At 47.1% G+C, this 22,496-nt stretch carries 21 protein-coding genes; 8 read left to right on the top strand and 13 right to left on the bottom strand.

The features are described from left to right. Positions 1-12 precede the first annotated feature (12 nt). Positions 13-891 carry an acyltransferase gene (locus CBX98_RS22855; RefSeq protein WP_005394051.1) on the bottom strand — a complete coding sequence of 293 codons (879 nt, stop codon included), beginning with the start codon at positions 889-891 and terminating at the stop codon, positions 13-15. A 149-nt stretch (positions 892-1,040) separates the two neighbouring features. Here CBX98_RS22855 and CBX98_RS22850 point away from each other — a divergent pair, with 149 nt between their 5' ends. Further along, on the top strand, positions 1,041-1,997 hold the full coding sequence (locus tag CBX98_RS22850) for a DUF2860 domain-containing protein (protein WP_109170327.1): 957 nt from the start codon (positions 1,041-1,043) through the stop codon (positions 1,995-1,997). Between the two features lie 57 nt (positions 1,998-2,054). Here the strand turns inward: CBX98_RS22850 and CBX98_RS22845 are convergent, their stop codons facing one another. After that, positions 2,055-3,578 (bottom strand): YifB family Mg chelatase-like AAA ATPase, encoded by a 1,524-nt coding sequence (locus tag CBX98_RS22845; RefSeq protein WP_006742918.1) that lies wholly within the window; start codon positions 3,576-3,578, stop codon positions 2,055-2,057. Positions 3,579-4,042: 464 nt separating this feature from the next. Here CBX98_RS22845 and ilvG point away from each other — a divergent pair, with 464 nt between their 5' ends. From ilvG to ilvA, 5 genes are read left to right on the top strand one after another with little or no spacing between them, the layout of a single operon-like run. Next, entirely contained in the window at positions 4,043-5,689 is a 1,647-nt protein-coding gene (gene ilvG / locus CBX98_RS22840; RefSeq protein WP_005394061.1) for an acetolactate synthase 2 catalytic subunit, read from the top strand. A gap of 11 nt (positions 5,690-5,700) precedes the next feature. Beyond that, positions 5,701-5,985, top strand: coding sequence for an acetolactate synthase 2 small subunit (ilvM, locus tag CBX98_RS22835; RefSeq protein ID WP_005378958.1), 285 nt, complete (start codon positions 5,701-5,703; stop codon positions 5,983-5,985). A gap of 12 nt (positions 5,986-5,997) precedes the next feature. Next, positions 5,998-6,936, top strand: a complete 939-nt coding sequence (gene ilvE / locus CBX98_RS22830; protein WP_109170326.1) for a branched-chain-amino-acid transaminase — start codon at positions 5,998-6,000, stop codon at positions 6,934-6,936. Between the two features lie 14 nt (positions 6,937-6,950). Further along, the gene (gene ilvD / locus CBX98_RS22825) at positions 6,951-8,792 is read left to right on the top strand and encodes a dihydroxy-acid dehydratase (RefSeq protein WP_005394064.1); all 1,842 of its coding nucleotides are present in this window, start codon (positions 6,951-6,953) and stop codon (positions 8,790-8,792) included. 2 nt (positions 8,793-8,794) lie between these two features. Continuing rightward, entirely contained in the window at positions 8,795-10,342 is a 1,548-nt protein-coding gene (gene ilvA, locus CBX98_RS22820) for a threonine ammonia-lyase, biosynthetic (RefSeq protein WP_104971093.1), read from the top strand. A 55-nt stretch (positions 10,343-10,397) separates the two neighbouring features. Here ilvA and punR read toward each other — a convergent pair whose 3' ends face one another. Then, complete coding sequence (gene punR / locus CBX98_RS22815) at positions 10,398-11,300, bottom strand: DNA-binding transcriptional activator PunR (protein ID WP_005394068.1); 903 nt, start codon at positions 11,298-11,300, stop codon at positions 10,398-10,400. A gap of 152 nt (positions 11,301-11,452) precedes the next feature. Between punR and punC the strand changes: the two genes are divergently transcribed. Continuing rightward, on the top strand, positions 11,453-12,658 hold the full coding sequence (gene punC / locus CBX98_RS22810) for a purine nucleoside transporter PunC (RefSeq protein ID WP_031780373.1): 1,206 nt from the start codon (positions 11,453-11,455) through the stop codon (positions 12,656-12,658). Between the two features lie 45 nt (positions 12,659-12,703). On the opposite strand, the gene CBX98_RS22805 is transcribed toward punC, so the two are convergent. Beyond that, positions 12,704-13,480, bottom strand: a complete 777-nt coding sequence (locus tag CBX98_RS22805) for a transporter substrate-binding domain-containing protein (RefSeq protein ID WP_104970000.1) — start codon at positions 13,478-13,480, stop codon at positions 12,704-12,706. 115 nt (positions 13,481-13,595) lie between these two features. Here CBX98_RS22805 and CBX98_RS22800 point away from each other — a divergent pair, with 115 nt between their 5' ends. Next, entirely contained in the window at positions 13,596-14,336 is a 741-nt protein-coding gene (locus tag CBX98_RS22800; protein ID WP_031780374.1) for an amino acid ABC transporter permease, read from the top strand. 81 nt (positions 14,337-14,417) lie between these two features. On the opposite strand, the gene glmU is transcribed toward CBX98_RS22800, so the two are convergent. The 9 genes from glmU to atpB all read right to left on the bottom strand — a co-directional run bounded on the left by glmU (position 14,418) and on the right by atpB (position 22,492). Further along, positions 14,418-15,779: a bifunctional UDP-N-acetylglucosamine diphosphorylase/glucosamine-1-phosphate N-acetyltransferase GlmU gene (glmU, locus tag CBX98_RS22795; protein WP_005394079.1), complete on the bottom strand. Its 1,362-nt coding sequence runs from the start codon at positions 15,777-15,779 to the stop codon at positions 14,418-14,420. 149 nt (positions 15,780-15,928) lie between these two features. Further along, positions 15,929-16,351: a F0F1 ATP synthase subunit epsilon gene (locus CBX98_RS22790; RefSeq protein ID WP_005378937.1), complete on the bottom strand. Its 423-nt coding sequence runs from the start codon at positions 16,349-16,351 to the stop codon at positions 15,929-15,931. Positions 16,352-16,369: 18 nt separating this feature from the next. Continuing rightward, on the bottom strand, positions 16,370-17,773 hold the full coding sequence (atpD, locus tag CBX98_RS22785) for a F0F1 ATP synthase subunit beta (protein ID WP_005383849.1): 1,404 nt from the start codon (positions 17,771-17,773) through the stop codon (positions 16,370-16,372). A gap of 35 nt (positions 17,774-17,808) precedes the next feature. After that, positions 17,809-18,675, bottom strand: coding sequence for a F0F1 ATP synthase subunit gamma (gene atpG, locus CBX98_RS22780; RefSeq protein WP_005394082.1), 867 nt, complete (start codon positions 18,673-18,675; stop codon positions 17,809-17,811). A gap of 44 nt (positions 18,676-18,719) precedes the next feature. After that, positions 18,720-20,261: a F0F1 ATP synthase subunit alpha gene (gene atpA / locus CBX98_RS22775; protein ID WP_005394084.1), complete on the bottom strand. Its 1,542-nt coding sequence runs from the start codon at positions 20,259-20,261 to the stop codon at positions 18,720-18,722. 13 nt (positions 20,262-20,274) lie between these two features. Then, a complete protein-coding gene (atpH, locus tag CBX98_RS22770) occupies positions 20,275-20,808 on the bottom strand; it encodes a F0F1 ATP synthase subunit delta (RefSeq protein ID WP_005394085.1) in 534 nt (177 codons plus the stop codon). Between the two features lie 14 nt (positions 20,809-20,822). Beyond that, the gene (gene atpF / locus CBX98_RS22765; RefSeq protein WP_031780375.1) at positions 20,823-21,293 is read right to left on the bottom strand and encodes a F0F1 ATP synthase subunit B; all 471 of its coding nucleotides are present in this window, start codon (positions 21,291-21,293) and stop codon (positions 20,823-20,825) included. 74 nt (positions 21,294-21,367) lie between these two features. Next, positions 21,368-21,622 carry a F0F1 ATP synthase subunit C gene (gene atpE / locus CBX98_RS22760; RefSeq protein WP_002540812.1) on the bottom strand — a complete coding sequence of 85 codons (255 nt, stop codon included), beginning with the start codon at positions 21,620-21,622 and terminating at the stop codon, positions 21,368-21,370. Between the two features lie 57 nt (positions 21,623-21,679). Beyond that, positions 21,680-22,492 (bottom strand): F0F1 ATP synthase subunit A, encoded by an 813-nt coding sequence (gene atpB / locus CBX98_RS22755; protein WP_005378922.1) that lies wholly within the window; start codon positions 22,490-22,492, stop codon positions 21,680-21,682. Between the last annotated feature and the right edge of the window lie 4 nt (positions 22,493-22,496).

Genomic DNA, 22,496 nt, shown 5'->3' with positions numbered 1-22,496 from the left:
CTCCCCTTTTGTTTATTTGTAAATCTCTTGTAGTAACCGATCTTTTTCTTGCCACACATCACCCAACCACTGCTGAAATTGTCGCTTATAGGGCTTATCGTTAAAGTAATCACCAAGCACTCGTTCATCGACGGGCAACACATTCACACGCACAACAACCTTGCCCATTCGGCCCATTAATAAATCCTTGAATGGCTTATTTGTATTTTCTGGGTACGCCAGCGTCACATCGATAATGTTCTCGAACTGCTCTCCCATTGCCGCTAATGTGTATGCGATCCCGCCCGATTTTGGTTGCAGCAAATATTGGTAGCTCGTCTTGCTCTTACGCTGTTTTTCTTCGGTAAATCGAGTGCCTTCGACATAATTAACCACTGTGGTTGGGGCATGTTTGAACTTGGCGCACGAGCGACGTGTCGTCTCTAAATCTTGACCTCGTTTGTGCGGGTTGCGGATCAGATACTCTCGCGAATAACGACGCATAAATGGCATGTCGAGCGCCCAACACGCCATCCCAATGAAAGGCACATACAACAGTTGTTGTTTGAGGAAAAACTTCGGCATAGGTATGCGGTCTTTAAACACGCAGCAAAGCACCACAATATCGGTCCAACTGAGATGATTACTGATCAACAGATACCACCCGTCTTTTTTCAGCGCCTCACCGCCCTGAACATCCCAGTCAACACGGTTAGAAACCGCCAGAATGCCCGCATTGACGGTAGCCCATAACCACATCACCTTGTTGGCACAAGCGGTCGCTTTCGCTTTTAGCTCCACGCTTGGAAGCAATACTTTAAACACAGCGATAATACAAATTGCGAGTGAACACAGCGCAGAATTGATAATCACAAAAGAAGCGTTAAAAAAAAATAACAAATATGCCAACATGATAGTCAAACAACAGTGATAATGTGTGAAGAATAAAACAGCGTGTAATTATACTGCGCCTTTGCCACATTGGAATATGCGTGGGAATGGTCAGATTTGTTACCTCAACCAATATTTGCACCACTCATTCGACAATAAGGAGATAACGAATGAAACCAAGGCTAATTCTCTTGCCTTTGGCCTTTGTCGTCAGTTCTGCTCAGGCTCAACTCGCTGAAACCGCAGGTTTTGGCGGTGAAATTTCGCTGAATGCCGGATTTGTATCATCAGAATCCAACTTCAATACGGAAAATAGTAACACCATCGATTCTCTCGATAAGCGCGCCGATAGTGACAGTTCCGTTATCGCTGCGCCGCTAGGAAGCATTACTTACACTTTTGGTAACCGACTCAATCACCAAGTGTACGCGGGTACTACACGTTCCGATGTCGCGGTTGGTACACTCGCTTTTCAGCTGGGCTATCAACACGAGTTGCCATCTGGCACCGTGCTCGATGTTTCCTATCTGCCGACGGTACTTAAAGGCGAAACTTGGCGTAACCCATATCAAGTCGGAATCGCCCGTCAAGAAACGGATGTGGACGGCAATGCCTATCGCTTTCAAATCAAAGGATTGATTGATAAAAACTTCAACCTTGATCTCGCTTATGCTGATAAAGACATTGAACAAGAAGAAGTAACGGACCGTTCACTCGCTCGCGATGCGAGCCTTTACTACGTTAAAGGTGACTATCGGATTTCACTTAATCAAACATCCATGTTGCAACCGGCGTTTACCTACATTAATCAAGATGCCGACGGTAATGCGGAATCATTTGATTCGTACGGGTTTGACATCAGTTGGTTTAAATTTATCAATCGTCATCGGTTGGCCCTCACCGCAGGTTATGCATGGAAAGACTATCAAGCCACTAGCCAAACTTTTGCTAAAACACGAAATGACGACACCGTCAGCCTATTTGCAGCCTATGAATATCAAAACGTATTTGATTGGCAAAACTGGTCGTTCATCTCTTTAGCCGGCTACAGCCAAACGGACTCAAATATCACGTTCTATGATGAGAAAGAGTACCTGTTGTCTCTTGGTCTCAACTACACCTTCTAACGTCCTTCATCGCAACAAGGCACTTACAACACTTGTTGCGGTGATATTTGCACGTCTCTATACCGCTTGCGCCGTGAGTTGTTTCAGTAAGCGATCCATCGCTCGATACCCAAGCGCCTCGGCTAAGTGCGCTCGTTCAATCTGCTCCGCCCCATCAAGATCTGCTATCGTTCGTGCTACTTTGATAATGCGATGATACGCGCGAATCGAAAGCCCCAAACGATGTAAAGCGGTTTCAAGAAACTCCGCATCACTTTTGTGTAAGGGGCAAAACGCCTCGATTTCTCGACTGCCTAACAGTGCATTTACCTTACCGCTGCGGTTCAACATATTGGTACGCGCATGATTCACACGTTCTTTAACGATAGCGGTCGGCTCACCGCGATCACCACCTTCTGCTAATGTCCCTTTGGGCAGAGCAGGGATTTCTAAAGACATATCAAAGCGATCTAACAGCGGTCCAGATAATCGACCAAGGTAGCGCAAAATAGCTTGTGGGTTGGTACGGGCTTGATTACCTTCGTAATATCCTGTCGGACTTGGGTTCAGTGCACCAACTAATTGGAAGCGAGCCGGAAAACGTGTTTTACCTTGCGCCCGAGATATAATGATCTCACCAGATTCGAGCGGTTCGCGTAACGAGTCCAGCACCTTTCGGTCAAATTCGGGCATTTCGTCGAGAAACAACAAGCCGTTGTGGGCTAAAGAGATCTCCCCGGGTCTGGGTACCGAGCCACCGCCAACTAATGCCGCCATTGAACTTGAATGATGCGGAGAACGAAACGGACGCGACTTCCAATTGTGCTCATTAATTTCACTCTGCGTCAGCGACGCCACCGAAGCGGTTTCCATTGCTTCTTCGTCACTCATCTCCGGTAGTAAGTCACACAAACGCGAAGCCAACATGGTCTTTCCAGTACCTGGCGGGCCAAGGAAAAGTAAGTTGTGGTTTCCAGCGGCAGCTATCTCCAATGCGCGCTTACCTTGTTGTTGGCCAATAATATCTTGTAAGTCTCGACCATGTTTTTCGACTATTTTGCGCTTAGGCGTTTGAAAAAGATTCAGTCGATGTTGACCACAAAGCTCGGCACATACTTCCAGTAATGATTGGGCCGATTTATGTTGTTCCTTCCCCACCAGCGCCGCCTGATCGCCATTTACATGTGGGACCACTAAATGACGTTGAATCTTACTGGCTTCCAGCGCAGCAGGCAGCACACCTTTTACAGGTCTTAGACCACCAGATAGCGCTAACTCGCCAACAAATTCGTAGTTTTTAAGCTTATCTGTCGCGATTTGCTCCGAAGCGGCCAAAATCCCCAATGCGATAGGAAGATCAAAACGCCCTCCCTCTTTGGGCAAATCTGCTGGAGCTAAATTAACGGTGATCCGCTTAGCTGGAAACTGAAAATTAGAATTAATGATCGCGCTACGAACGCGATCTTTGGACTCTTTTACCGTCGTCTCTGGCAGCCCTACCAAGGTAAACCCGGGCATACCATTGCTAATATGAACTTCTACACTAACCGATGGCGCTTGCACCCCGACGCTTGCTCGACTATGAATGATTGCCAGCCCCATACGTTCCTCAATTTATTGAACACTCTGTAAACAAATGTTTTATCTAGTTGGTTATGTTATATACCGCGTCCCAATTGAGAGTTAATGTGAAAAAAGAATGACTTTTTGCTTGTCATGCAGCGGAATTGTGTGATACCACTAATGACGCAAACAATTTCGTAGAACATTACACAACATTTTTTAACGAAAAAAGAACGACAGACAGATGAACCTTTTCGCTCATATCAACGCACTGCTAGCCCTGATTATCGTGGTCATTATTGGCACCGCGCGGGGTATTGTGGGCGAAAGGTAACCACAAATTACAAAAAACCCCCGCACTGAAAAGTCCGGGGGTTTTTTTACAACTACAAGTTGTCATCTGTCTAACCCTCGGACAGTTTAACGGGAAGAATGGGAGTGCACATGAAGTGCAATAAATATGGCAATCGCTACGAGCCACAACGTAGCAAAGGAGGTTTACGATGACTGGTGCACAACTTGTCGTAGCCGCTTTAAGACAGCAAGGCATCGAAACCGTTTTTGGCTACCCTGGCGGGGCCATCATGCCAATCTACGATGCTTTGTATGACGGAGGGGTGGAGCACATCCTATGCCGTCATGAGCAAGGGGCCGCCATGGCCGCAATTGGTATGGCTCGTTCCACTCAAGACGTTGCTGTATGCATGGCAACTTCCGGCCCAGGGGCCACTAACCTTGTTACCGGCCTTGCCGACGCTTTCCTTGACTCCGTACCTCTAGTAGCCATCACAGGCCAGGTTGCTAGCTCTCATATCGGTACCGATGCATTCCAAGAAATGGATGTGATCGGAATGTCCCTAGCCTGTACTAAGCACAGCTATCTCGTGACCGAAATTGAAGACCTAGCGCCAACGCTAGCCGAAGCGTTTGAAGTGGCCAAAACGGGTCGTCCGGGTCCAGTCATTGTCGATATCGCCAAAGACGTTCAACTGGCTCAAACCCCAACAGATCTACTGCCTCCATACGTAGCGCCTGCAATCGAAGATGTCAGCGCTGAAGACATTAAGCGCGCACAAGATGTACTGGCAGCCTCAACTCGCCCAGTGTTGTATGTTGGTGGTGGCGTGCAACTCGCTAAAGCAACCGATGCAGTACGCGAATTCCTTCGCTTAAACCCAATGCCAGCAGTTAGCACACTAAAAGGCCTCGGTACCATTGAACGCCATGACCCTCACTATCTTGGTATGTTGGGCATGCACGGCACCAAAGCCGCTAACCTAGTGGTTCAAGAAGCCGATCTATTGATCGTGGTTGGCGCACGCTTTGATGACCGTGTGACGGGTAAGCTCGACACGTTTGCACCAAATGCGAAAGTGATTCACATCGACATTGATGCTGCGGAGATTCATAAACTGCGCCACGCCAACGCACCATTGCGTGGCGACATCAACACCATTCTTCCTCAGCTAGAGCTGACTCAAGATATCTCACCGTGGGTACATCACAGTGAAAGTCTGCGTAGCGGCTTTAAGTGGCGTTACGACCACCCGGGCGAGTTAATCTACGCACCGCTATTGCTTAAACAACTGTCAGACATGATGCCAGACAGCTCAATTGTCTCGACTGATGTAGGTCAGCACCAGATGTGGGCAGCGCAACATATCCAGCCACGCGAACCACAAAATTTCATCACTTCTGCTGGCCTTGGCACCATGGGCTTTGGCTTGCCAGCAGCGATGGGTGCAGCAGTCGCACGTCCTGATGATCAGTCTATCCTTATTACAGGTGACGGTTCATTTATGATGAACGTGCAGGAATTGGGCACGCTGAAGCGTCGTCAGATTCCAGTGAAGATTGTCCTTCTTAATAACCAACGTCTTGGCATGGTTCGCCAATGGCAGTCGCTGTTTTTCGACGGTCGCCACAGTGAAACCATTCTTGATGACAACCCAGACTTCGTGATGCTTGCCAAAGCGTTCGATATCCCGGGCAAAACCATCACCAAGAAAGAAGAAGTGGAGCCAGCGCTGAAAGAGATGCTAGCGAGCGAAACTTCTTACATGCTTCACGTTTTGATTGATGAAGAAGAAAACGTGTGGCCATTGGTGCCACCTGGCGCATCAAACAGTGATATGTTGGAAAATACATAGGAGACAATCGCATGGACAGATATTTACTCGACATCAAAGCCGATGACAAACCGGTACTGTTGGAGCGCGTTCTACGTGTGATTCGTCACCGAGGCTTCGTGATCAAACAAGTCGCTGCTACGCAAAACCACGAAAGTAAAGTAGCCAGCGTCGAGATCATCGTCGACAGCGATCGACCAATCTCGTTTTTGATCAATCAAATAGAGAAGTTGTGGGACGTTCGTAAGGTTGAGGTGCTAAAAATCCGCAACGATGAACTGCCAAATCACAACTTACAACAACACGTAAGTGCATAAGGAAGGCAACAAATGGCAACGAAAACTGCAGATTTCATTTGGTTTAATGGTGAGATGGTTCCATGGGCAGAGGCGAACGTGCACGTTCTGACTCACGCAATGCACTATGGTACATCCGTGTTTGAAGGCGTGCGCTGTTACAACACACCAAAAGGCCCAATTGTCTTCCGTCACCGTGAGCATGCACAACGTTTAAAAGATTCCGCCAAGATTTACCGTTTCCCGATCCCTTTTTCTGTAGAAGAAATCATGGAAGCCACCCGCGAAACACTGCGCCAAAACAAACTCGATAGCGCTTATATTCGTCCATTAGGTTTTGTCGGTAATGTTGGTTTGGGCGTGTGCCCACCAGTTGGCACTGAAATGGATCTAATCATTGCGGCATTCCCTTGGGGCTCTTACTTAGGCGAAGAAGCGCTAGAAAAAGGTGTCGATGCGATGATCTCAAGCTGGAACCGCGCGGCACCAAACACCATCCCGACAGCAGCTAAGGCCGGCGGTAACTACCTATCTTCACTACTGGTTGGTGGTGAAGCCCGTCGTCACGGATACGACGAAGGTATCGCACTGAGCGTTGATGGTTACCTATCAGAAGGGGCTGGCGAAAACATCTTCGTTATCAAAGATGGCGTGATCACCACACCACCAGCAACCAGCGCGATTCTGCCGGGCATTACTCGTGATTCGATCATGACGATTGCACGCGATAAAGGTTATGAAATGCGTGAAGCCAATATTGCACGTGAAGCGCTTTACCTTGCCGATGAAGTCTTCATGACAGGTACTGCAGCTGAAATTGTGCCAGTGGCAACCATCGACAAAATTGAAGTGGGCACAGGTAAACGCGGCCCAATCACTAAAGAACTACAAGCAGCCTACTTTGGCCTATTTGACGGCACCACGGAAGATAAGTGGGGCTGGTTAGACTATGTGTACCCAGAACAGAAGTAAGAAGGATTTAAGAAATGCCAAAATATAGATCAGCTACCACCACACATGGTCGTAACATGGCGGGTGCACGAGCACTATGGCGTGCAACGGGTGTGAAAGAAGAAGACTTCGGTAAACCAATCATTGCCGTCGTAAACTCGTTTACTCAATTTGTTCCGGGTCACGTACACCTAAAAGACATGGGTCAGCTTGTCGCACGTGAAATCGAAAAAGCCGGCGGCATCGCAAAAGAATTCAACACCATCGCGGTTGATGATGGTATCGCAATGGGTCACGGCGGCATGCTGTATTCACTGCCATCGCGTGAGCTGATTGCAGACTCAGTAGAATACATGGTGAATGCGCATTGTGCTGATGCCATGGTATGTATCTCTAACTGTGACAAAATCACTCCGGGAATGTTGATGGCATCCATGCGTCTCAACATCCCGGTTATCTTTGTTTCTGGTGGCCCGATGGAAGCGGGTAAAACAAAGCTTTCTGATCAGATCATCAAACTAGACCTTGTTGATGCAATGATCCAAGGCGCGGATCCAAAAGTATCTGATGAGCAAAGCGAGCAGATCGAACGCAGCGCATGTCCAACCTGTGGATCGTGTTCAGGCATGTTCACGGCAAACTCGATGAACTGCCTAACAGAAGCACTGGGTCTTTCTCAGCCGGGCAACGGTTCTATGTTGGCGACTCACGCTGATCGTGAACAGCTATTCCTTAACGCGGGCAGACGCATTGTTGAACTGACTCGTCGTTACTACGAGCAAGATGACGAATCCGCGTTGCCACGCAACATCGCAACTTATGATGCCTTCGAAAATGCAATGGCACTGGATATTGCCATGGGTGGTTCAACCAACACCATTTTGCACCTGCTGGCCGCGGCGCAAGAAGGTGAAGTGGATTTCGATATGGAAGATATCGATCGCCTGTCTCGCCAAGTGCCACACCTATGTAAAGTGGCACCATCCACTCAGAAATATCACATGGAAGACGTACACCGCGCTGGTGGCGTAATGGCGATTCTTGGTGAATTGGATCGTGCAGGTCTTCTACACAATGATGCGCGCACCGTACTGGGTCTTTCAATGAAAGAGCAGTTGGCAAAATACGACATCATCCAAACGGAAGACGAAGAAGTACTTAAGTTCTACCGCGCAGGCCCTGCGGGTATTCGTACCACCCAAGCGTTTTCGCAAGATTGTCGTTGGGATCGCCTTGATGACGACCGTGCAGAAGGTTGTATTCGCGCGAAAGACAACGCCTTCAGCCAAGAAGGTGGCCTAGCCGTTCTATCAGGCAACATCGCATTGGATGGCTGTATCGTTAAGACAGCCGGTGTTGATGAAAGCATTCTTAAGTTCACTGGTCCGGCTGTGGTATTTGAAAGCCAAGAAGATGCGGTGGAAGGCATCTTAGGAGGTAAAGTGAAAGCCGGTGATGTGGTTGTTATCCGTTATGAAGGTCCAAAAGGTGGCCCAGGCATGCAAGAAATGCTTTACCCAACCACTTACCTAAAATCGATGGGCCTTGGTAAAGAATGTGCACTGCTGACTGACGGTCGTTTCTCTGGTGGTACATCAGGACTCTCTATCGGCCATGCTTCTCCTGAAGCCGCTAACGGCGGTGCTATTGGACTGGTGAAACCGGGCGATATGATCGCGATTGATATTCCGAACCGTTCAATTTCACTCGAAGTGTCTGAACAAGAACTTGCAGAGCGCCGTGCAAAACAAGATGAACTTGGCTGGAAACCTGTTGATCGTCAAAGAGAAGTTTCCTTTGCACTTAAAGCGTACGCGAGCATGGCCACCAGTGCTGACAAGGGTGCAGTACGAGACAAGTCGAAGCTAGAGGGCTAGCAATGATGGAATCTCAACCCGAAAAGAAAGTAAATCAAACTGGCGCAGACTATCTGCGCCAAATCCTCCGCGCTCCGGTGTATGAAGTCGCAACAGTAACACCACTGCAAGAAATGCCACGATTGTCTGCACGTATTGGTAATAATGTGCAAATCAAGCGCGAAGATCGCCAACCCGTGCACTCATTTAAATTACGCGGTGCGTACAACATGGTGGCAAGCCTAACTGAAGCACAAAAAGCCGCTGGTGTCATCGCTGCATCGGCAGGTAACCACGCTCAAGGCATGGCACTGTCTGGCACTAAGCTGGGAATCAAAACCACTATCGTGATGCCAAAGACCACGCCGGATATCAAAGTCGACGCCGTACGCAGCTTTGGTGGCAATGTGGTGCTGCACGGCAGCAACTTTGATGAAGCAAAAGCAGAAGCCGAACGTTTGTCAGAGCAATATGGCTATACTTTTGTGCCCCCCTTTGATCACCCACTGGTGATCGCAGGTCAAGGCACCATCGGTATGGAAATGCTGCAGCAAAATGGTCACCTTGATTACATCTTTGTTCCTGTCGGTGGCGGCGGTTTGGCCGCTGGTGTTGCGGTACTTGTGAAGCAACTCATGCCAGAAATCAAAGTGATTGCGGTCGAGCCAGAAGACTCTTCATGCCTCAAAGCGGCATTGGATGCAGGTGAACCAGTAGTATTAGACCAGGTCAGCATGTTTGCCGATGGCGTCGCTGTAAAACGCATTGGTGAAGAGACGTTTCGTCTGTGCCAAAAGTACATTGATGGCCACATTGCGGTCTCTAGTGATGAAATCTGCGCAGCTGTGAAAGACATCTTTGAAGATACTCGCGCCATTGCTGAGCCTTCGGGGGCGCTTGCTCTGGCGGGGCTGAAGAAATTTGCTGAACAGAACAAGCTGAAAGACAAAAACCTAGGCACGGTACTGTCTGGCGCAAACACCAACTTCCACGGGTTACGCTACGTGTCAGAACGTTGCGAGTTAGGTGAAAAACGTGAAGGTTTATTGGCAGTGACGATCCCTGAACGCCAAGGAGCATTCTTTGAATTCTGTAACTTGATTGGCGGTCGTGCAGTTACGGAGTTTAACTATCGTTATAACGATGACGAACTCGCTAATATCTTTGTCGGTGTCCGTCTGCAAGGCGGTCAAGAAGAGTTGGAAAACATCATTCACGATCTACGTGAAGGTGGCTATCCGGTGGTTGACCTTTCTGACGATGAAATGGCGAAGCTACACGTTCGCTACATGATCGGCGGGAAGCCATCGAAGCAACTCAAAGAGCGACTCTACAGCTTTGAATTTCCAGAGTACCCAGGTGCCTTGCTGAAATTCTTAAGCACGCTTGGTACCCATTGGAATATTAGCTTGTTCAACTACCGTAACCACGGCGCAGACTACGGACGCGTTTTATGTGGTTTCGAGTTAGATGAAGGAGATTTAGCTCAGTTTTCGGCACATTTGCGCGAACTTGGCTATCAATGCAAAGACGAAACAGACAACCCGTCTTACAAGTTCTTCCTGTCATAAAACGCCACGCTCCAAACATATCAAATAAAACACCTCGCTATTGCGAGGTGTTTTTTTATGACTGTAACCAATCTTGATGTAGCTGATTAGGCGATCCTAGGTAATCCACCATCCATTGGATCAATTTATGATTATCATCTTTGCGCCAGACCAAGCAACAATGACTGAGCGGCTTATCATCTGGCATCACCTTCTCCACCAGCACACCATCATTGATCAGTGGCGTTGCAATATGACGTGGCATGTAACCCACGCCAACTCCATTTTTCAAACATTCAATTGCACTGTACCAGTTGGGTAGTAACAATCGGCGTTGTTGCGGGTAATGGCCAGTATGGCGCTTTGGCAGCACGTTCGAAGTATCATCAAGGCAGATCGCCGGAAATTGACTCACAAACTCTTCAGTAAGCACTTGTTGGCGAACACAGGGATGAGCGGGAGACATTACAAATGCCCAATCCAATACGCCCATATCTTTGACTTCAAAATCTCCACCAACGGGAACCGCAGATGTCGCGCCAACGACAATGTCGGCTCTACCTTGTGCTATGGCTTCCCAAGAGCCATTAAATACTTCCATATTGATCTGCAATTCAGCAAATTCAAACTCGCGATAAAAGTCTTCCACCAAAGGTTTGAGTTTTTCTAACTTCACCACGTTATCTAAAGTCAGCTTTAACGTGCTCTTCCATCCCTGAGCTGCTCGGCGTGTTTGTGCTTTCACCTCTTCCATTTGACGCAGCAAAGAGCGAGCCTCAGCCATAAAAAGCTCACCTGCTGGAGTTAACTCCACTTTCCTCGGTAAGCGTCGAAACAGCACCACATCTAAATCTTGCTCGACCTGCCTTACTCCATAACTGATGGCTGAAGGGACTTTATGCAGCACCTCAGCCGCAGCGGTGAAACTGCCTAAACGGGCAACCGTATCCAGCATTTCCAGAGACGCTTTAGAGAACATGATTTAACCTTTCAAAAAATTTGATTGATAACCAACAATTTTAGCGTTTTATTTTCTTAAAATCGAAAAATAGAATAATAAGGTAAATAAATCAGGGTTGGCGCCAACTGATGTTGATTAAAAAATGATTAAATAATTTGACTGGTTGAATCATGAAAATATCAAAACTACAGCTCATTTATCTGGCAGCATTATCGATGCTTGGCTTCGTTGCTACCGATATGTATCTGCCAGCATTCAAAGCGATGGAAATCGACTTTGCAACAGGCCCTGAGCAAATAGCGCTCTCTTTAACAGTATTCCTAGTTGGTATGGCGGTTGGCCAGCTAATGTGGGGATTGGCATCCGATAAATTTGGCCACCGCAATACACTCGCGGCCGGGTTAGTGCTGTTTACTATCGCGTCATTCGGTTTGGCTTTCTGTGACCAAGTATGGCAACTACTGACACTGCGCTTTATCCAAGCTATCGGTGTATGTGCACCAGCCGTGATCTGGCAAGCCATGGTCATTAAACGCTACTCAAGCAGCAGTCAGCAAATTTTCGCAACGATCATGCCGTTAGTCGCGCTATCACCAGCACTAGCACCTCAATTAGGGGTAGTGTTGGCAGATAACTTCGGCTGGCACAGTATCTTTATTACGCTAACACTAGTTGGTGTCTTCTTGGTCTTTGCGACAATGGCCCAAAAAGACGAGAAAGCAGAAATCAAACAAACCAGTATGTCTGCCGATATCAAAGCGCTGCTAAGCTCTAAAAAATACCTTGGCAACGTGTTTATGTTTGCGACGGCTTCGGCTGCATTCTTTGCTTACCTAACTGGTATGCCAGAAATCATGGCGCAACTGGGCTACGAAGCCAAAGACATTGGTCTGAGCTTTATCCCACAAACTATCGCGTTTATGGCTGGTGGTTACTTGGGTAAAGTCGGCGTTCGTAAATTTGGTGATGAAAAAGTTCTACGTCAATTGATTGGACTATTTAGTGTCGCGGCAATAATGATATTCATTGCCTCACAATGGGAACTGTCTTCTATCTGGCCAATTCTAGCGCCTTTCTGTTTAATTGCGGTAGCCAATGGTGCGCTATACCCAATCGTAGTAAACCGCGCGTTGGCAAGTGCTAAGCAAAGCCCTGCAACAGCTGCAGGCCTGCAAAACAGCTTACAAATTACTGTGAGCAGTCTATCAAGCGCATTAGTTGCTGCAATGGCAAGCCAAGCTCAAATGGTAACGGGCGTTGCAATCATCATCTGTATGGGTGGTCTTTGGATGGGTTACATCTTATCTAACCGTGAATTGTCTCAGCACTTCACGACTCCAGACAATGCTCGTGTAGTGAGTGAAGACGAACTTTAATTGTTCAGATAATAAAAAAGAGCCGCGTAATGCGGCTCTTTTTGTTTATAAGCTTTTCAACCCCCACTTCTTGGCAGTCAGCTTGAAAAAGCCTTGGGTCTTTTTCAGCTCAACCCAATGGTTGATGTAATTAATCCATACTTGATCGTCTTGCGGCAACAGCATCGCAATTGGTGTCGGTTTACGCGGAGCGGTCACTGGTACTATCGCTAGTTGTTTAAACTTGTCCACCAACGTCGCTGCTTCCACATTGGACGTCACCGATACATCGGCCCTGCGAGCTAGTAATTCTTGGAAGTCGCGCGCTGGCGCTTCAATCACAATGTGTTGAGCCAGCGGGAAAAACTCTTTCACCATTTTTTCTTGCACCGTTCCTAGTGTCGCCGCGACTTTCACATCAGGCGTATTAAAATCTGCCCAATCAGAGAATTTGGCGAGATCTTTCTTTTGCACAACAGGTACAAAGGCAAGGTAGAAATACGGTTGGCTGTATCCAGCGACTTTCGCGCGCGACATATTCAGGGACGCGCTGCCAGTAATATCGTATTTGTTGGCGGTAATGCCATTGACTAACGTCTTCCAATCCGTGGCTACATACTCTACTTTTACACCGAGATCTTTAGCAAGCTCTGTCGTTACGTCGATATCAAAGCCACGATAACTGTTAGTTGCAGGGTCTTTCATCGTCATCGGATTCCAATCTCCCGTCGTTCCAACACGGAGTACACCATTGTCTAAAATGGATTGAAGACGGCTTTCAGCATGAGCAATTTGAGTTGCAGCAAGTAAACACATTCCTAGCGCTAGTAAAATCTTTTTCATTTTTATTCCCTTAAAAATAATGACCTTATACGGTTTAATGATTAACCTTTATTAAAGCTCTATTGATAACATAGCAGCAACAATGGAAGTTTTTTAGTTAATTCAGGGAGTAAATGTGACCTTTCGAACTCTATGGCTGATTTCGCTGCTGTTGCTCACAGGTTGCTCAGATTATCAATGGGGCTGGTATGTACTCGATCCTTCTACGGAGCAAGGACTCACCAATCTGAAGTTTTTAATCGCCGGATTTAGTGACACCATCCAAGTATCACTCCTCAGTATGTTATTTGCGATGACCTTAGGTTTAATCATCGCCCTACCGGCTCTGTCGAACTCTCCCTACTTGAAGTGGATCAACCGCATTTATGTCGAGGTAGTCCGTTCAGTGCCTGTTTTAGTCTTACTACTTTGGGTGTATTACGGTATGCCAACGCTATTGGATGTTTCACTCAATCACTTTTGGGCAGGAGTCATTGCACTGACCATTGCTGAGAGTGCGTTTATGGCGGAGGTGTTTCGCGGTGGAATCCAAGCAATCAGTCGTGGCCAGCATGAAGCGGCTGAATCTTTGGGCTTAAGCTATTGGCAAAAGATGCGCTTGGTAATTCTTCCTCAAGCGTTTCGGCAAATTCTCCCGCCACTGGGCAATCAATTTGTCTACATCCTCAAGATGAGCTCTTTAGTCAGTGTTATTGGTTTAAGCGATCTCACTCGCCGTGCCAATGAGCTGGTGGTGAATGAGTACTTACCCTTAGAGATTTATACCTTCCTCGTTTTGGAGTACTTGTTGCTCATTCTATTCGTATCCCAAGCCGTTCGTTGGCTCGAAAAACGCATCGCCATTCCCAGTTACTAACGATGAAGCCTTTAGCTAGAAACAACAAAGCCGCTCTTGTTGAGCGGCTTTGACAATATAGCGACAGAACGCAGGTACTGCTTATTTCTGTTTTACAGGGCGTTGCCAGCCATTAATTTTGCGCTCTTTGACGCGAGTAATCACTAACTCGCCTTCTTCAACATCTTTTGTCAGCGTCGTGCCTGCACCGATGGTTGCGCCATCAGCGATAGTGACAGGCGCCACCAGTTGACTATCAGAACCAACAAAAACATCATTACCGATGATGGTTTTAAACTTGTTCGCACCATCGTAGTTACAAGTAATCGTACCGGCACCGATGTTCGTACGTTGACCGATTTCAGCATCACCAAGGTAAGTTAGATGGTTCGCTTTTGAGCCTTCTCCGATACGCGCATTTTTCACTTCTACGAAGTTACCCACATGGGAATCGTTACGCATCTCAGCACCAGGACGAAGGCGAGTAAATGGACCAACGGTACATTCTTCACCAACCGTTGCACCTTCAATCACACTGTAAGGGCGAACGATGGTGTTGTCGTCGATTTCACAATCTTTCAGTACACAACCCGCACCGATAACCACGTTATCACCGAGTGATACTTTACCTTCGATGATAACATTCACGTCAATTTCACAGTCCATACCGCACTGCAACTCACCACGCAAATCAAAGCGTGCTGGATCGCGTAGCATCACACCTTGCTCTAGTAGCTTCTGAGCTTGCATTGATTGGAAAGCACGCTCTAGACGAGCAAGCTGCGCGCGGTCGTTGACCCCTTCCACCTCAATGGCATTGACTGGGTGTACAGCTTCAACGGCACGACCTTCATCGTGTGCGGCTGCAATAACGTCAGTTAGGTAGTATTCGCCTTGCGCGTTGTTGTTGTTTAAGCCAGACAACCAACGCTTGAGATCCCCACCAGTCGCAACCATCACGCCAGTGTTGATCTCTTTAATTTGTTTTTGTTCTTCCGTTGCATCTTTTTGCTCAACAATCGCAACAACTGGACCATTTTTACGAATAATACGACCATAACCTGTTGGGTTATCAAGCATCACTGTAAGCAGTGCAATACCACCAGTTGGTTGAGCATCCAACAAGTTCTCGATGGTTTCAGCTGAAATTAATGGCACATCACCATAAAGCACGAGGATTTTCTCATCGTCTTCGAAGCGAGGAGATGCTTGGTCAACTGCATGGCCAGTTCCCAACTGATCCGCTTGCAGCACCCAGTTTACTGGCTCTTCAGCAAGAGTGGTTTGCATTTGATCACCACCGTGACCAAATACTAAGTGAATATTTTGTGCACCAAGACCAGTACATGTATCAATCACATGTTTTGCCATTGGCTTCCCTGCCAAAGTGTGAAGCACTTTAGGCATGTTCGAATGCATACGGGTACCTTTACCCGCAGCAAGAATCACTGCACTGAATTTCATTGAGAACCTATTGACGTTTTATGTTAATTGGCCGTTATTTTAAACAGCTCTTTTAAAATAGTTAATGGAGTAAGGTAAATTTCCAACTAAAATTAATCAAAAAGGCGACCATTTGGCCGCCTTTTGTCATGCAACGTTGCTAATTGAGCTTAGCGACGCTTTTTTGTCAGCTCGATAACTCGTAGCTGAGCAATGGCTTTAGCCAGTTCACTGGCCGCTTGTGCGAAGTCCATGTCACCATGCTGATTCTGGATTTGCTCCTCAGCGCGGCGCTTGGCTTCTTCTGCCTTCGCTGCGTCTAGTTCTTCACCACGGATAGCGGTATCAGCCAGTACAGTCGCTGTACCAGGCTGAATCTCTACCATACCACCAGAAACATAAATGATTTCTTCGTGGCCGTGCTGTTTCACAATACGCACCATACCAGGCTTGATAGCGGTCAGCAGCGGTGTGTGACCATGGAAAATACCAAGTTCACCTTCGCTACCGGTCACCTGAAACGTTTCAACACGACCAGAGAAGATTTTCTTCTCAGCGCTTACTACGTCTAGGTGAAAGGTTATTGCTGCCATATCGCCTCCTAGTTAGCCTTATAGCTTCTTCGCATTCTCAATAGCATCGTCGATGCTACCGCAGTACATGAATGCCTGCTCAGGAATGTCGTCGTATTCACCAGCTAGTAGACCTTTGAAGCCACGTAGAGTCTCTTTTAGAGGTACGTAAATACCAGGGTCACCTGTAAATACTTCTGCTACGTGGTAAGGCTGAGTTAGGAAACGCTCAATCTTACGTGCACGAGATACAACTTGCTTATCTTCTTCAGATAGCTCGTCCATACCTAGGATAGCAATGATGTCTTTCAGCTCTTTGTAGCGCTGAAGTGTCTGCTGAACGCCACGAGCAACTTCGTAGTGATCTTGACCAACTACTAGTGGATCAAGCATACGAGATGTTGAATCTAGTGGGTCGATCGCAGGGTATAGACCCATTGCAGCGATGTTACGGTTAAGTACAACCGTTGCATCCAAGTGCGCGAACGTGGTTGCTGGAGACGGGTCAGTCAAGTCATCCGCAGGTACGTATACCGCCTGTACAGACGTGATAGAACCTGATTTCGTTGACGTGATACGCTCCTGAAGTACACCCATCTCTTCTGCAAGAGTTGGCTGGTAACCTACCGCAGAAGGCATACGACCTAGCAGTGCCGATACCTCTGTACCTGCAAGTGTGTAACGGTAGATGTTGTCAATGAACAGTAGTACGTCACGACCTTCGTCACGGAAACGTTCTGCCATTGTTAGACCAGTCAGTGCAACACGTAGACGGTTACCTGGTGGCTCGTTCATCTGACCGTAAACCATTGCTACTTTAGATTCTTCAGGCTTCTCAACGTTTACAACGCCCGCTTCCTGCATCTCGTAGTAGAAATCGTTACCTTCACGAGTACGCTCACCAACACCCGCAAATACGGATAGACCTGAGTGCTGTAGTGCGATGTTGTTGATAAGTTCCATCATGTTAACGGTCTTACCAACACCTGCACCACCGAATAGACCGATTTTACCACCCTTAGCGAATGGACAAATTAGGTCGATTACTTTAACGCCCGTTTCTAGAAGTGCGATCTCGTTTGATTGTTCTTCGTAGCTTGGTGCGCTGCGGTGGATAGAGTAAACCTCTTCCGCGCCCACTTCACCACGCTCATCAATCGCGTCACCTAGGACGTTCATGATACGACCTAGAGTTTTAGTACCGACTGGTACTGAAATTGGAGCGCCAGTGTTAACCACTTCAACTCCACGACGTAAACCATCAGAGCTACCCATTACGATACAACGAACTACGCCACCGCCTAGCTGTTGTTGAACTTCAAGAACTAGACGCTCTTTTGAGTCCGTTACGTTTAGAGCGTCATATACACTAGGTACATTGCTCTGTGGGAACTCTACGTCGACTACCGCACCGATGATCTGTACGATCTTACCTGTAGCCATCGTTAATCCTCTAAACTATTTCGTTTTACCTAAGCTTAAACCGCAGCTGCACCACCAACGATTTCCGATAGTTCTTGTGTGATCGCAGCCTGACGGGCTTTGTTGTACACAAGTTCCAAATCGTCAATCAAGTTGGTTGCGTTATCCGTTGCAGCCTTCATCGCAATCATTCGAGCCGCTTGTTCACAAGCAAGGTTCTCAACCACACCTTGGTATACCTGAGACTCTACGTAACGCACTAGTAGCGTATCCAGTAGAGGTTTTGGCTCAGGCTCATAGATGTAGTCCCATGAGTGCTCACGCTGCATCTCTTCGCTGTCCGATTTAGGCAAAGGTAGCAATTGATCGATCGTTGGTTGCTGAACCATAGTATTCACAAACTTGTTGAATACTACGTATAGACGGTCCAGTTCACCTTCATCGTATTTCTTCAGCATTACGCCAACAGAACCGATTAGGTCTTCTAAGCTTGGGTTATCACCCAGGCCAGAAACCTGTGCCGCAACTTTTGCGCCACCATGTTTAAAGAAAGCTGTTGCTTTTGAGCCAACAACGGCAAGCTCAATCTCAGCACCTTTCTCTCTCCATGCTTGCATGTCTGTAACGGCTTTTTTGAACACGTTAATGTTCAAACCACCACACAGACCACGGTCTGTCGAAACGATGATGTAACCAACACGTTTAGCTTCACGCTCTTCTAGGTACGGATGACGGTACTCTAGGTTTGCGTTAGCCACATGACCGATCACTTTACGCATTGTTTCAGCGTATGGACGAGAAGCTTCCATTGCATCTTGAGAACGACGCATTTTTGAAGCTGCTACCATTTCCATCGCTTTCGTAATTTTCTGCGTGCTTTTAACACTACCGATTTTATTACGTATCTCTTTTGCGCCGGCCATCGTTACTCTCCGTTAGTTGGTGGCAGAAACTGCCACCGACCTAATTACCAAGTTTGGGTTGCTTTGAAGTCGTCAGTCAGTTTCTTCAACTGAGCTTCGATTTCATCGTTGTAAGCGCCAGACTTGTCGATCTCAGCTGCTAGTTCAGCGTATTGACCGCGAGCGTACGATAGTAGAGCCGCCTCGAAATCTAGAACTTTGTTAAGTTCTACATCATCAAGGTAACCGCGCTCTGCCGCGAAGATAGTTAGAGCTTGGTCAAATACAGACATTGGAGCGTACTGCTTCTGCTTCATTAGTTCTGTTACTTTTTGACCATGGTCTAGCTGTTTCTTCGTTGCTTCATCAAGGTCAGAAGAGAACTGAGCAAATGCTGCTAGTTCGCGGTATGCAGCTAGTGCTGTACGGATACCACCTGATAGTTTCTTGATGATTTTCGTCTGAGCTGAACCACCTACACGAGATACTGAGATACCTGGGTCAACCGCTGGACGAACACCGGCGTTGAATAGCTCAGTTTGTAGGAAGATCTGACCATCGGTAATCGAGATTACGTTAGTCGGTACGAATGCTGAAACGTCACCTGCTTGAGTTTCGATGATAGGAAGAGCAGTCAATGAACCAGTCTTACCTTTCACTTCACCGTTAGTGAAACGTTCTACGTACTCTTCGTTTACACGAGCTGCACGCTCTAGTAGACGCGAGTGTAAGTAGAATACGTCACCTGGGAATGCCTCACGGCCTGGTGGACGTTTAAGTAGTAGAGAGATCTGACGGTAAGCTACCGCTTGCTTAGATAGGTCATCGTAAACAATCAGTGCGTCTTCACCGCGATCGCGGAAGTATTCCCCCATCGCACAACCTGCGTATGGCGCTAGGTATTGCAGCGCTGCAGATTCAGAAGCTGATGCAACTACAACGATAGTGTTTTGTAGTGCGCCGTGCTCTTCTAGTTTGCGAACTACGTTAGCGATAGTCGATGCTTTCTGACCAATTGCTACGTAGATAGAGAAAATACCAGAGTCTTTCTGGTTGATGATCGCGTCGATCGCCAGTGCTGTTTTACCAATCTGACGGTCACCGATGATAAGCTCACGCTGACCACGACCGATAGGGATCATTGAGTCAACTGACTTATAACCAGTTTGCACAGGTTGGTCTACCGATTTACGGTCGATTACACCTGGTGCGATCACTTCTACAGGCGAAGTCATTTTCGCTTCGATTGGACCTTTACCATCGATAGGCTCACCTAGCGTGTTTACTACGCGGCCTAGTAGTTCTGGACCAACTGGCACTTCAAGAATGCGGCCAGTACCTGTAACTTTCATGCCTTCCTTAAGGTCAGCATATGGGCCCATTACAACCGCACCAACCGAGTCACGCTCAAGGTTAAGTGCCAGTGCATAACGGCCACCCGGTAATTCAATCATTTCACCTTGCATCACGTCCGCTAGGCCGTGGATGCGGATGATACCATCGCTTACCGATACGATAGTACCCTCGTTGCGAGCTTCACTAACAACTTCGAAAGATTCGATACGTTGTTTGATTAGATCGCTAATTTCCGTGGAATTAAGTTGCATGCTCCAATCCCCATTAAGACTGCAATGCATCGCTCAGGCGGTTCAAACGACCACGCGCTGAGTCATCGATGACTAGGTCTCCGGCTCGAATAATAACCCCACCAAGTAGGGTCTCATCTACACTGCAATTCAGCTTCACTTTGCGTTCAAGACGCTTTTCAAGTTTGCTGCCAATGTTTGCAAGTTGCTCATCAGAAAGTTCTGTTGCTGAAATGACTTCAACATCGATTTCTTTCTCATGCTCTTTCTTCAGAGTGTAAAACTCTGTGCAAACATCAGGAAGGGCCGCTAAACGACCATTCTCAGCCATCACCTTCAAAAGGTTTTGACCGTGCGTATCAACTTGTTCGCCGCAAACTGCAACAAAAATCTCTGCCATTTTATCAGCAGAAACCGAACCGGTTAGAAGTTCGTTCATTTGTTCGTTTTTGGCCACTTCAGCAGCAAAAGATAACATTTGGCCCCATTGGTCCAACTGGTCTTTCTCTAAAGCAAAGTCGAAGGCTGCTTTAGCATAGGGGCGTGCGATAGTAGTCAAATCAGACATATGCGCCCCCAGACTTAAAGTTTTGCAGTAATGTTGTCGAGAATATCTTTTTGCGCATCTTTATCGATAGAACGCTCAAGGATTTTCTCAGCACCAGCTACAGCCAGAGTAGCAACTTGTTTGCGCAGGTCATCGCGCGCACGATTGCGTTCAGCTTCAAGTTCTGCTTCTGCTTGCGCTAGGATTTTCTGGCGTTCTGCCTGAGCTTCCTCGCGAGCTTCATCAAGAATTTGAGACTTGCGCTTGTTCGCTTGTTCGATGATCTCAGTTGCTGTGCGCTTCGCTTCTTTCAATTGATCAGAAGCGTTGGCTTGTGCTAGATCCAAGTCTTTCGCAGCACGTTCTGCTGCTTGAAGGCCATCAGCAATTTTCTTCTGACGCTCTTCGATCGCTTTCATCAATGGTGGCCATACATACTTCATGCAGAACCACACAAATAGTGCAAACGAGATTGCTTGACCTAGCAGAGTTGCGTTTATGTTCACAACAGCTACCCCTCTATTTGGACTTAGTGTTAATCAGTGACAAGCGCTAATCGCTCGTCCCGAGTTAAAGGTGATTAACCTAGTTGACCAACGAATGGGTTTGCGAAAGTGAATAGTAGCGCGATTACGATACCGATCATTGGAACCGCATCAAGTAGACCCGCGATGATGAACATCTTAACTTGTAGCATAGGAGCCATTTCTGGTTGACGTGCAGCACCTTCTAGGAATTTACCACCTAGCAGTGCGAAACCAATCGCTGTACCAAGAGAAGCAAGACCGACGATAATACCTACGGCGATTGCAGAAAAGCTCAGTAAAGTTTCCATTACTATCTCCAATTTATAGTTGTTGGCTTAGTGCCCAAATAAAAAGCTTTAAAAAAATTAATGATCAGGATCTTCGTGTGCCATTGACAGGTAAACAATTGTCAACATCATGAATACGAAGGCTTGAATCGTAATAACCAAGATATGGAAGATTGCCCACGGTAGTGAACCCATCCATTGTAAGTACCATGGTAGCATTGCCGCACAAAGAATGAATACAACCTCACCCGCGAACATGTTACCGAATAGACGCATACCAAGTGATAGAGGTTTCGCCAGTAGCGATACCACTTCAATCAGCAGGTTAAACGGAATCATAAGTGGGTGATTGAATGGATGTAGTGCAAGTTCTTTTGCGAATCCACCTAGACCTTTCACTTTGATGCTGTAGTAAATCATCAATGCAAAAACGCCTAGAGCCATAGCCATGGTGATATTCACATCAGCAGACGGTACAACCTTAAGGTAAGGGATACCTAGCCAATGTTCTGCTGGGTACGGTAAGAAGTCGATAGGAACTAAGTCCATCACGTTCATCAAAAATACCCAACAAAAGATAGTCAGTGCTAAAGGCGCGATCAGTGGGTTGCGTCCATGGAACGTGTCTTTGACGTTATCGGCGACAAATTCAACGATCATTTCTACAGCACACTGAAGCTTACCCGGTACACCCGCTGTTGTTCTCTTCGCTACTTTGTAAAAAATTCCGAGGAAGATTAAACCAGTAAACCAAGAAAAAAACAGGCTATCGATATGTACGTTCCAGAAACTTGTCTCCGACCCTACTAAACCCAACTTATACAGCGATAGGTTAGAAAGGTGGTGGGCAATGTAACCGGACGATGTTAGCGCTTCACCTGGCGCAGCCATAACT

It is taken from the genome of Vibrio sp. T9, assembly GCF_003123985.1.
Taxonomy (GTDB): domain Bacteria; phylum Pseudomonadota; class Gammaproteobacteria; order Enterobacterales; family Vibrionaceae; genus Vibrio; species Vibrio diabolicus.
Note: the sequence above shows the minus strand (reverse complement) of the source record. Positions and strands in the feature narration are given on the sequence as shown.